Origin of the sequence: Buttiauxella gaviniae ATCC 51604, from assembly GCF_001654835.1 — a bacterium.
GTDB lineage: Bacteria > Pseudomonadota > Gammaproteobacteria > Enterobacterales > Enterobacteriaceae > Buttiauxella > Buttiauxella gaviniae.
In genome coordinates this window covers 32,351-43,680 of record NZ_LXEP01000044.1, presented here as the reverse complement: position 1 = coordinate 43,680, position 11,330 = coordinate 32,351, and the positions used below count along the sequence as shown (strand labels likewise).

Genomic DNA, 11,330 nt, shown 5'->3' with positions numbered 1-11,330 from the left:
TATGAAAACGAATGATACTGTCGCGCTCAACGCCAGACCAGGCTCGCCGTTCAGCTCGCGGGAAAATCTGCTGCTGTTACTGCTCAAACTCCGCACCTTTATTGCGCTGTTTTTGATTGTCGGCTTCTTCGCCATCATGGTGCCTGATTTCCTCGCCATGGGCAGCCTGGTGATCATGATTAAACACATTGCCATCAACGCCTTTCTGGCACTCGGCATCACCTTTGTCATCATCACGGCGGGCATTGATTTGTCGATTGGCGCAACGCTCGGGCTGTGCGGCATGATTGCCGGTTGGCTGATAACCAAAGGTATTGTGCTGCCGATGTTCGGTATCGCTATCTTCCCAAGTGTGTGGGTGATTGTGCCACTAGTGCTGCTGGTTGGCGGGCTGATTGGCGCGGGTAATGGCTGGATTATCACCCGCTACAACGTCGCGCCGTTTATCTGCACCCTCGGCACCATGTACATCTTGCGCGGGGCCGCCATGTTGACCTCGGGCGGTGAAACCTTCCCCGGACTTTCCGGCAACCCACAACTCGGCAATACCGGTTTTGACCTGATTGGCTCCGGCACGCTGTTCGGTATTCCGTGGGCTATCTGGATGATGATTGTGCTGGCCGTCGCCATTGCCTATGTCGCCCGCCGCCTGCCGTTTGGCCGCCATGTTTACGCCATTGGCGATAACGAACGCGCCGCTGAACTTTCAGGCGTCAAAGTCCGCCAGGTGAAAATTTGGGTCTATACGCTGTCCGGTTTCTGCGCCGCCATTGCCGGGATCGTGGTTTCCGCTCAACTGGTTGCCAGCCACCCGGCAAACGGCACAGCGTTTGAAATGAACGCCATCGCCGCTGTGGTGCTCGGCGGAACATCGCTGGCAGGCGGGCGCGGCACCATTCTTGGCACCCTCGTCGGCGCATTCGTGATTGGCTTCCTGGCTGACGGTCTGGTGATGATGGGCGTAAGTGAATTCTGGCAAATGGTCATCAAAGGCATCGTGATTATTGTGGCGGTCATCATCGACCAGATGCAAAACCGCATGCAGCAAAAAGCGGCGGTCGTGGCCCAAAAAGCGATTATGGAAAGCAGCGGGAAAGTGTAGCGCATCACAAATCCTGAACGGCGGGTATTTTTTTACCCACCCAGAATAATTATTCATATATGATTTTTAATGCAAGGGGTAACACTATGAATCCGTTCGCACTGTCTGTTACGGATCTGGAAAAGAGAGCGCGCGCCGTCCGTCGCCGCATCGTCCTGCTCAATGCCAACAGCCCGGCTGGCGGCCATACCGGGGCGGATTTATCGCAGGTAGAAATCTTAACCGCCCTGTACTTCCGGATACTGAATTGTTCGCCGCAGCTGATTAACAGCGACGAACGTGACATCTACATTCAGTCCAAAGGCCATGCGGTTGGTGGTTATTACTGCGTGTTGGCTGAAGCCGGGTTTATTCCCGTGGAGTGGTTGCCGACTTATCAGCATGCCGACTCTCACCTGCCCGGCCACCCGGTGAAACACAAAACGCCAGGTGTGGAACTTAACACCGGCGCGCTCGGCCACGGTCTGCCGGTCGCCGTTGGCATTGCACTGGCCGCCAAACGCGACAACAGCAAACGTCGCGTCTTTGTGGTGACCGGCGATGGCGAGCTGGCAGAAGGCAGCAACTGGGAAGCGGCGTTAGTCGCGGCGCATTACCAGCTCGATAACCTGATCATTATTAACGACAAAAACAATCTGCAACTCGCAGGCTCGACCAAAGAGATCCTCAATACCGACCCGCTCGATGAGAAATGGCGCGCATTCGGCATGGAAGTCACCGAGTGCCGTGGCAACGATATGGCTGATGTGGTTACAACACTTGAAGGATTACAACCGCACGGCAAACCGCACGTCGTGATTGCCAACACCACCAAAGGCGCGGGCATCTCCTTTATTCAGGGACGCGCGGAATGGCACCACCGGATACCGAAAGGTGACGAAATCGAACTGGCGCTGGAGGAACTGAAAGATGAGTAATAGCGAACACCTGGCAACCGTAATGGTGAATGCCTTTATTGACGCCGTCGAACGTGGCGTAGACCTGGTGCCGGTCGTGGCCGACTCAACTTCTACGGCAAAAATATCCCCATTTATGAAGCAGTTTCCCGACCGGCTGGTGAACGTCGGGATTGCCGAACAGACGCTGGTAGGCACGGCGGTGGGCTTGTCGATGGGCGGGAAAATAGCCGTCACCTGCAATGCGGCTCCGTTTTTAATCTCACGCGCCAATGAGCAGATCAAAGTCGACGTTTGCTACAACAACAGCAACGTCAAACTTTTTGGCCTCAATGCCGGAGCCAGTTATGGCCCGCTCGCCAGCACCCACCACAGCATTGACGACATCGCCGTGCTGCGCGGTTTTGGCAACATTGAAATCTATGCGCCATCGTGCCCGATTGAATGCCGCCAGATTATTGACTACGCACTGGAACACATTGGCCCGGTCTACATTCGTCTTGACGGCAAAGCATTGCCGGAACTGCACGACGCAGATTATCAGTTCAAACCAGGTGCAATTAATCAACTGCGCGAAGGCGACGATGTGGCCTTAGTGGCAATGGGTTCAACGGTGCATGAAGCTGTCACGGCGGCGGCACAACTCGCAGATTTGGGTATTAATGCGGCGGTGATCAACGTTCCGTCTATCCGCCCTTGCGATACCGCGCAACTTCTCACCATGCTTAAAAATTCACGCCATGTGATAACCGTTGAAGAGCACAACGTGAATGGCGGTGTTGGCAGCCTGGTCGCTGAAGTGTTAGCGGAAGCCGGGTGTGGCATCCCTCTGTTGCGGCTCGGTATTGCAGACGGTAGCTATGCTATTGCGGCGGATCGCAAGGAGATGCGTGCCCATCATGGAATTGATGCCGCAGGGGTAACACGTTCCGCCACGGCGCTTTGCAAAGGAGCATAGCCATGTCCAGCCCGATAATTCTGGCTATTGATGAGGGCACCACCAACGCCAAAGTGGTGGCGGTGGATAGCAACGGGCAAATCTGCGCCCGTTGCAGTGTCGGCGTGGCAATGACGCACCCGGCTCCAGGGCTTGCAGAACAAGACCCAATTGCATTGTGGCATGCAGTTTGCGAAGCACTGAGCGGCTGCCTGCAACAACTTGGCTCCGTCACCATCGCAGGCATTGCGATAAGCAACCAGCGTGAGTCCGTGTTGGTGTGGCAGCGCCATGATGGCAAGCCGCTTACGCCCGTCGTGAGCTGGCAGGACCGCCGCTCAGAACAGATATGCGAGCAACTTTTAGCGCAAGGCCACGGTGAACTGATCACCCGCCTGACGGGCCTGCCCGTTGATCCTCTGTTCCCGGCGGCAAAAATCCGCGCCCTGCTCGATGCTATTCCCGACGGCATGAAGCGTGCCGCAGCGGGTGAGCTGTGTATCGGGACCATCGATTCCTGGTTGAACTGGCAACTGACTGCCGGACACTCGTTTACCACCGACTACTCGAATGCCGCCCGCACGCAGCTGTTCAATATTTATCAGGGGGAATGGGACGACGAATTACTCAAATTATTCGGCATTCCGCGTGCGGCACTTGCTGAAGTGCGCGCATCTTCCGGTCATCATGGCGAAGTGCAAATCAACACCATTCCCGGTTTGCCGATTGGCACGCCGGTGCTGGCATTGATCGGTGATTCACATGCGGCACTGTACGCCCAACGCAGTGTTTGCGGGCAGGTGGTTAAAGCCACTTATGGTACCGGCTCGTCATTGATGCTTTCGCTTCCCGAACCGGCAACCCGCAGCAATCGCCTGAGCACCACGCTTGCCTGGCACGACGGCGAGCTGAATTACGCGCTGGAAGGCAACATCACCCACACCGGATCAGGTGCCGCATGGCTGGGGAAAATGCTTGGCATCAGCGACCCGGCAGAACTGACCCGGCTTGCACAATCCGCAGAAAGTAACCAGGGCGTCTATTACGTGCCTGCGCTTTCCGGGCTGGGTGCACCGTGGTGGGATCTCCATGCACGCGGCATGATTTGTGGCCTGACGGACGCCGCTACCCCTGCGGTGCTGGCGCGAGCCGCACTGGAATCACTGGTTTATCAAATTGCCGATGTCTTTTTCGCGATGGAACAGGCAACTGGCCAGCACCTCGAATCGCTGTGCGTTGATGGCACCGCCACCCAGAACCGCTGGTTGATGCAGTTGCAAACTGATGTGCTACAACGCCCGTTAATCATTCAACCCGCGGCTGAAATATCCGCACTCGGCGCGACGCTGTTAGCAGGTAAAACTCTCGGCTGGTGGCAAGACGGCACACCGCTTGCGGCACTGGCCAACTGTGGCGAGCGTTTGCTGCCACAGGCAGAACAACAAAAAACAATGCAACAAAACTATAAACAATGGCTTGAAGCAGTAGCGCGCTGCCGCTTTATGCCGAATTAAATCTATTTTGAGCGGAGTGAAGCTATGTCCAGAATCCCTAAACAACTGACCTTCGGTGTGATCATCGGAAACCGCGGGTTCTTCCCAAGCTATTTAGTAGCGCAGGCGCATGAACAGGCTGAAGCCCTGTTTGGCAAACTGGGTATCAAAACCGTGATGTTAAAAGATGGTCAAACGCATCTCGGCGGTGTGGAAACCCGACAAGATGCCAAAGTCTGCGCCGAACTGTTCCGCCAGCATCGTGACGACATTCACGGTGTAGTGGTGTTATTGCCAAACTTTGGCGATGAAAAAGCAGTGGCAGAAGCGATTCGTCTTTCCGGCCTCAAAGTGCCGGTGCTGATTCAGGCAGAAGAAGACAACCTCGACAAAATGGGCCTGGCGACACGCCGCGATAGCTTCTGCGGGAAAATTTCCCTGTGCAACAACCTGCGTCAGTACAACATCCCCTTCACGCTCACCACGCAGCATGTGTGTGCGTTAAGCGGTGAAGTATTCGAACAAGATTTACAGCGTTTTGCGCAAATCTGTCGGGTGGTGAAATCGATGCAGGGCGTGCGTATCGGGGCGATTGGGGCGCGTCCGGCAAGTTTTAACACCGTGCGCTACAGCGAAAAACTGCTCGAAAAAATGGGCGTGGCGGTTGAAACCCTCGACCTGTCGGAAATCTTCACCCGCATTAAACACATCAGCGATGACGATCTGCGCGTGCATGAGAAGCGCGGCATCTTAATTGAAAACGCCGATGCCAGCGGCATTCCCGCCGATAAGTTAACCCAAATGGCAAAACTGTTTGTGGTGATCAGCGAATGGGTAGTGGCAAACGACATCGACACCACCGCGATCCAGTGCTGGACCTCGCTTCAGGAAAACCTCGGCATTAACGTTTGCTCGATTATGAGCGTGATGTCCGGGCAGTTAATGCCAAGCGCCTGCGAAGTGGATGTGATGGGCGCACTGTCGATGTATGCCCTTGCCAGCGCGTCGCTTAATCCTGCCTCAATTGCCGACTGGAACAATAACTTCGGCGACGATCGCAACAAATGCGTGCTGTTCCACTGCGGGAACTTTGCCAGCAGCAGCCTGGAATCTCCGTCGATGGGTACCGCCGATATTATCGGCACCACCGTCGGCAAAGAGAACACCTGTGGCGCGGTGCATGGCCGCCTGAAAAGTGGCCCGCTCACCTATTTCCGCCTCTCTTCCGATGATTTTACCGGGGAAGTGAAAGCGTATGTCGGTGAAGGGCAATCCGTTGACGATGCGTTAGATACCGTTGGCTGCCGCGCGGTGATTGAAGTGCCACATCTGGAGAATTTACTGGCGTGGATTTGTAATAACGGCTTTGAACACCACGTCGCCATGAACCACTCGGCGACGGGTGTAGTATTGCAGGAGGCGTTCAGCAAGTATTTAGGGGTGAACTGTTACCTGCATCGTTAATGACTTATAAGCCGCGCTCGTGCATTAATTGCGCCAGCGCGGCGTCATTGGCGAGAATTTCCCAGGCATTCATTACCGCAGTCGGAATATCAACATGGCTAATAAAGTCACGCCCATTCGGCCCGTAGCCCTGCGCATCATCTCTGATACGCGGGATCTCCCCCAGTGCCAGCGAAATATACCGCTCAACCGGCCATAAGCCCTTTTCATGCAGGCTAAAAGCGGTATGAGTTTCGTCACTGACTAAGTGCGGAACAAAACCCGGCCAACTACGCCATTGTGGTTTATGCAAGTCGCTTTGCCAGACGCGTTCAAACGTCGCGACAGTACGGCGCTGCATGGTCGGATCCTGAATGATAATCGCGCGAGCTGGCGTTATTTCCAGTGTTTGCAGCAACTCATAAGTGAAACGTGCGTTCTCACCACAGTTAGTGGACTTCACTTCGGTCAGCACTTTTTCTGCCGGGACTTTCCAGAACTCCGTCGCAATATCTTTAATAATGGCAGCTTCCGCGCGACCAGTGGTGGGAATGGTGTTATAGCGTGGGTGCTTAGCAATCTCCGCGTATAAAAAAGTGGTCGAATGACCAATTCCGCCGGTAATCAGCAGCGGCAATTCACTATTGGCGGCAAGCTCACAGGCTGCATCAATGGTAGGGATAACGGCATTACCCGCGAGGATAATCAATTGACCATCGCAAACCGCAGGTGGCGCGGCAAACTCATTGTGAGAAAGCCACTCGCCAAGCGTATTAATGGCATTGATGGTTGTCGGCTGCAAAGCTGGAAATGTTGTCGTCAACATAACCCCTCCTTGTTAAAAACCAGCGCACATCATACCGCAGGCAATGCCGTTACTACATCAGGTTGCTCTGAGACTTTCATCGTTCGTGCAGCAGAAACATCCGGCTGGACCGGAGTCAACGGTGGATGGCGCTATTCGCTAATCCACCCTACAAAACAAAGCCTTCTGAAATCGCGTAGGTCGGATTAGCGTAGCGACATCCGACAAAATTGTTCACGCGAGCTTATAAACCCGCGCCTCCCACGGGTGCAGCCGATAGAGTTCATCAACCTGCGGATAATTCCCCAACACGCATTCTGCCCATTCGAGCGGTAATTCTTCTGCCGTCCAGCGTGCCGATTTCGAGGACATATTGCACAGCACTACAAACTCCGCGCCGTCGAGCACGCGTCGGTAAGCGTAAATTTGCGGGTTGTCTGCCAGTTCCAGCTCATAACGCCCATAAATCAGCGCGCGCTCCTGTTTGCGCAGTTTGATTAACGCACGGTAGAAGTTCAGCACTGAGTCCGGGTCTTGCTGCTGGCTGGCGACGTTAATCATTTCAAAGTTGGCATTCACCTTAAACCACGGCTCACCATCGCTGAATCCGGCGTTCGGCCAGGCATTCCATTGCATTGGCGTGCGGGAATTGTCGCGCCCGGTATTGGTGAGAAACGCGATAATCTCTTCTTCGCTTTTGCCCTGCGCTTCCATTTCACGCCACATATTTTTTGCTGACACGTCATCAAAATCGTCGTGGCTGTTGAATCGGGTATTGGTCATACCGATTTCCTGCCCCTGGTAGATAAACGGCGTGCCCTGCATCAGAAAATAGAGCGCGGCGATGCAGGTCGCACTTTCCCGCCAATGGTGCTCGGTGTCGCCCCAACGCGAGGTAATGCGCGTCAGGTCATGGTTTTCCACATACAGCGCATTCCAGCCTTTTCCTTCCAGCGCTTCTTGCCAGGCGGTGAAGATTTTCTTTAATACCCCTGGTTCCGGGCGCAAACCGGCTTCCGGTTCCCACAGCCGCACGTGTTCAAACTGGAACACCATACTCAAGCGGTTACGATGTTCCCCTACCCATTCTTCGGCGTGGTCAGCAAACAGGCCGTTCATCTCACCAACGGTGACAATATCGTAGTGCTGCAAAACGTTACGGCTCATGTCATCGACATAATCGAGCAGCCCATCGTAGTTCAGATGACTTTTCATCGACGGCGCATAGCGCAGTTTGTCAGGGTTAGGCACATCGGCCAGCAGTGGCTCTTTTTTCAGGTGCGCGATGGCGTCGATACGGAACCCGTCAATACCTTTATCCAGCCACCAGCGCATCATGTCGTACACGGCACGGCGTACATCGTGGTTTTCCCAGTTCAGATCCGGCTGGCGGCGGGTAAACAGATGCAGAAAATATTGCTCGGTTACCGGGTCAAACTCCCAGGTTGAACCTTTAAAAATACCTTCCCAGTTATTGGGTTCTGCACCATTTTTACCGTCGCGCCAGGTGTACCAGTCGCGTTTGGGATTATCGCGTGAGGAGCGGGATTCAAGGAACCACGGGTGTTCATCGGACGTGTGGTTGACCACTAAGTCGATAATCAGTCGCATTCCACGGGCGTGAACTTCACTCAGCAGGCGGTCAAAATCAGCCATTGTGCCAAATTCCGCCATGATCTCCTGATAATCGCTGATGTCGTAGCCGTTATCATCATTCGGCGATTTGTACATCGGGCAGATCCAAATCAGATCGATGCCGAGGTCTTTCAGATAATCGAGTTTTTCGGTGATGCCGTTCAGGTCACCAATGCCGTCGCCGTTACTGTCCTTAAAACTGCGCGGATAAATCTGGTAGGCCACCGCCTCTTTCCACCAGCTCGCCATCGTTTACCTCCCGATTAATAAAGCAAAAGATTCATAAGGTTGTAGCTCGAGACTCACCGCAAGCTGGTCGCGCGGTGCATAGTTGCTGATCAAACACTCGCCATGCCAGTTCTGCATTTCAGGCGGAATGTCGAGCGTCAGGTACTCAGCGGTAAAGTTGTTCACCACCAGTAACCGCTCATCACCAAGCGTTCTCAACCACGCAAAAACCTGCGGGTGTTCGCGCAAAACAGGCTGGAAATCGCCGTAGACCAGAACCGGGTACTGTTTACGCAGCGCTACCATTTTCTGGTAATGCCACAATATTGAATCTGGTTCGGCCAGCGCTGCGGCCACGTTGATCTCGTGGTAATTAGGGTTCACCGCAATCCACGGACTGCCTGTGGTAAAACCTGCGTTTGGGCTGTCGTCCCACTGCATCGGCGTACGGGCGTTATCGCGCCCGTTAGCATGAATGCCGAGCATCATCTCTTCATGGCTGACGCCTTGCGCCAGCCGCTCGTGATAAAGATTCAGGCTTTCAATGTCACGGTATTCGTCGATGTTCCCGAACCGCACGTTGGTCATTCCGATCTCTTCACCCTGATAGATATATGGCGTGCCCTTCAGGCAGTGCAGTGCGGTGGCGAGCATTTTGGCTGACGGCTCACGAAACTCTCCTTCATCGCCAAATTTAGACACCGCACGCGGTAAATCGTGGTTGCTCCAGAACAAGGAATTCCAGCCCTGGTGCGACAGTGCGGTTTGCCACTTCTCAATCACCGCTTTGAAACTTGCCAGTTCAAACGGCTTGCTACGCCATTTCCCGGCGTGCTCATCCCAGAACTGTTTGATGTGGTCGAACTGGAAAACCATAGAGAGTTCTTCGCGCTCAGCACCGCTATACAGCAGCGCGTCTTCAGGCGTGGCGCTCCAGGCTTCACCGACCGTCACGTAATCCCCTTTACCAAAGGTGGCGCGGTTCATCTGGCGGATCAACATGTGCAGATTTTTGCCGTTCGCCATAATCTGTGCGTCCACTTCTTTACCAATCAGGTCGATAACGTCCATACGGAAACCGCCGATGCCTTTATCCAGCCAGCGGTTCATCATGGCGTGGACTTCATCGTGAACGCGCGGGTTGTCCCAGTTAAGATCCGGCTGGCGTTTTGAGAACTGGTGCAGATAATATTCGCCACTGGCCGGGTCAAACTTCCAGCCGCTGCCGCCAAAGTACGAGCGGAAATCGTTCGGCGGGCCGCCGTCTGGCGCAGCTTGACGCCAGATATAAAAGTCACGATACGGGTTATCTTTCGATTTCAGTGCTTCGATAAACCAGGGGTGTTCATCAGAGGTGTGGTTGACGACTAAATCCATCAGGATGTGTATATCGCGCTGTTTCGCCTGGGCAATAAGGGTTTCCATCTCCGCCATGGAGCCAAATTCGGCAGCTATATCCTCGTAGTCGGAAATGTCGTAGCCGTTGTCATCCATCGGCGAGCGGTAAACGGGTGAGAGCCAAATCAGGTTGATGCCGAGCTGTTGCAGGTAGTCGAGTTTACTGATGATGCCGTTAATGTCACCGATACCATCGCCATTGCTGTCCATAAAACTACGCGGATAGATTTGGTACACCACCGCATTGTGCCACCATTTTTTTCCACTGATTTCTCCTTGTTTAGTCGATCCATTCACCTTAAATTCGCACAAACGCCCGCCCGTCGCTGTTAAACAAGTAGCAATTCTCAGGCGGCAGCCGCAGACCAATGCGTCGGTCAGCTTTTATCTCAAGCCTGAAAGTATGGCGCATCACCAGCGGTTCGCTACCGTAACCGCTATTTACGTAGAGCAAAGTCTCGTTGCCCATCTGCTCAACAAATAAAATTTCCCCTTCGATATCCGCCTGTGCCAGTTCGGTTAGCTGGATATGTTCCGGGCGAATCCCAAGCTGTACCGTCTGCCCCTCCGGCACTCCCGCGCCGTTAACCGGCAGCGAAATAAGCTGGCGGTTTTCCAGCATTACATCGGTGCGCTGGGCGTTGCCAGAAACCAAAACGCCGGGGATCAGGTTCATTTTTGGTGAACCGATAAACTGCGCGACAAACACGTTTGCCGGGCGGTCATACAATTCCAGTGGTGTTCCCACCTGCTCAATTTGCCCCTGATTAAGCACTACGATGCGATCGGCAAGCGTCATCGCTTCGACCTGGTCGTGGGTGACGTACAAAATGGTGGCATTAATCCGTTTATGCAGCGCCGCGATTTCCATACGCATCTGCACGCGCAGCGAAGCATCAAGGTTTGAAAGCGGTTCATCGAACAAAAACAGGCTCGGTTCGCGCACAATCGCCCGCCCGATAGCCACGCGCTGGCGCTGGCCGCCGGAGAGATCTTTGGGCCGACGGTCGAGCAGATGCTCCAGTTGCAAGATACGCGCACTTTCGCGCACTTTTTCGTCGATGGTTTTGAGTGGCAACTTTGCCATTTCCAGCGCGAACGCCATGTTCTGGTACACCGTCATATGCGGATAGAGCGCGTAGGACTGGAACACCATGCCGATACCGCGCTCAGACGGAGAATCGTCGTTGACGCAAACCCCGTCAATGCGCATCTCGCCGCCGCTGATTTCCTCAAGGCCTGCGACCATACGCAGCAGCGTTGATTTCCCGCAACCAGACGGCCCAACCACCACAACAAATTCCCCGCTGTTCACTTCCAGATCGAGCGGTTTAATCACCTCAGATGCCGTGCCGTAACGTTTTTGAATTTTATCGAGTACGAGTTGCGCCAT

The 11,330-nt window shown here is 54.3% G+C and carries 9 protein-coding genes; 5 read left to right on the top strand and 4 right to left on the bottom strand.

What is annotated here, in order from left to right; all coding sequences use genetic code 11:
• Window position 1 precedes the first annotated feature (1 nt).
• From M977_RS21245 to M977_RS21225, 5 genes are all read left to right on the top strand, one after another.
• Window positions 2-1,102, top strand: coding sequence for an ABC transporter permease (locus tag M977_RS21245; protein ID WP_064518738.1), 1,101 nt, complete (start codon window positions 2-4; stop codon window positions 1,100-1,102).
• 86 nt (window positions 1,103-1,188) lie between these two features.
• A complete protein-coding gene (locus M977_RS21240; RefSeq protein ID WP_064518737.1) occupies window positions 1,189-2,019 on the top strand; it encodes a transketolase in 831 nt (276 codons plus the stop codon).
• Entirely contained in the window at window positions 2,012-2,956 is a 945-nt protein-coding gene (locus M977_RS21235; RefSeq protein ID WP_064518736.1) for a transketolase family protein, read from the top strand. The genes M977_RS21240 and M977_RS21235 overlap by 8 nt, the downstream gene beginning before the upstream one ends.
• Window positions 2,957-2,958: 2 nt before the next feature.
• A complete protein-coding gene (locus M977_RS21230; RefSeq protein ID WP_064518735.1) occupies window positions 2,959-4,449 on the top strand; it encodes an FGGY family carbohydrate kinase in 1,491 nt (496 codons plus the stop codon).
• Between the two features lie 24 nt (window positions 4,450-4,473).
• Window positions 4,474-5,892 (top strand): L-fucose/L-arabinose isomerase family protein, encoded by a 1,419-nt coding sequence (locus M977_RS21225; RefSeq protein WP_064518734.1) that lies wholly within the window; start codon window positions 4,474-4,476, stop codon window positions 5,890-5,892.
• A 4-nt stretch (window positions 5,893-5,896) separates the two neighbouring features.
• On the opposite strand, the gene M977_RS21220 is transcribed toward M977_RS21225, so the two are convergent.
• The 4 genes from M977_RS21220 to M977_RS21205 form a co-directional block, all read right to left on the bottom strand.
• Window positions 5,897-6,697, bottom strand: coding sequence for a YdcF family protein (locus M977_RS21220; protein ID WP_064518733.1), 801 nt, complete (start codon window positions 6,695-6,697; stop codon window positions 5,897-5,899).
• Between the two features lie 213 nt (window positions 6,698-6,910).
• On the bottom strand, window positions 6,911-8,560 hold the full coding sequence (locus tag M977_RS21215) for a glycoside hydrolase family 13 protein (RefSeq protein WP_064518732.1): 1,650 nt from the start codon (window positions 8,558-8,560) through the stop codon (window positions 6,911-6,913).
• A gap of 3 nt (window positions 8,561-8,563) precedes the next feature.
• Entirely contained in the window at window positions 8,564-10,249 is a 1,686-nt protein-coding gene (locus M977_RS21210) for a glycoside hydrolase family 13 protein (protein ID WP_280643860.1), read from the bottom strand.
• Window positions 10,236-11,330 carry an ABC transporter ATP-binding protein gene (locus tag M977_RS21205; RefSeq protein ID WP_064518730.1) on the bottom strand — a complete coding sequence of 365 codons (1,095 nt, stop codon included), beginning with the start codon at window positions 11,328-11,330 and terminating at the stop codon, window positions 10,236-10,238. The genes M977_RS21210 and M977_RS21205 overlap by 14 nt, the downstream gene beginning before the upstream one ends.

Excerpts from the sequence above, each read along its gene's own strand:
- M977_RS21245 (WP_064518738.1), top strand. The coding sequence starts at position 2 with ATGAAAACGAATGATACTGTCGCGCTCAACGCCAGACCAGGCTCGCCG.
- M977_RS21240 (WP_064518737.1), top strand. The coding sequence starts at position 1,189 with ATGAATCCGTTCGCACTGTCTGTTACGGATCTGGAAAAGAGAGCGCGC.
- M977_RS21235 (WP_064518736.1), top strand. The coding sequence starts at position 2,012 with ATGAGTAATAGCGAACACCTGGCAACCGTAATGGTGAATGCCTTTATT.
- M977_RS21230 (WP_064518735.1), top strand. The coding sequence starts at position 2,959 with ATGTCCAGCCCGATAATTCTGGCTATTGATGAGGGCACCACCAACGCC.
- M977_RS21225 (WP_064518734.1), top strand. The coding sequence starts at position 4,474 with ATGTCCAGAATCCCTAAACAACTGACCTTCGGTGTGATCATCGGAAAC.
- M977_RS21220 (WP_064518733.1), bottom strand. The coding sequence starts at position 6,697 with ATGTTGACGACAACATTTCCAGCTTTGCAGCCGACAACCATCAATGCC.
- M977_RS21215 (WP_064518732.1), bottom strand. The coding sequence starts at position 8,560 with ATGGCGAGCTGGTGGAAAGAGGCGGTGGCCTACCAGATTTATCCGCGC.
- M977_RS21205 (WP_064518730.1), bottom strand. The coding sequence starts at position 11,330 with ATGGCGCAACTCGTACTCGATAAAATTCAAAAACGTTACGGCACGGCA.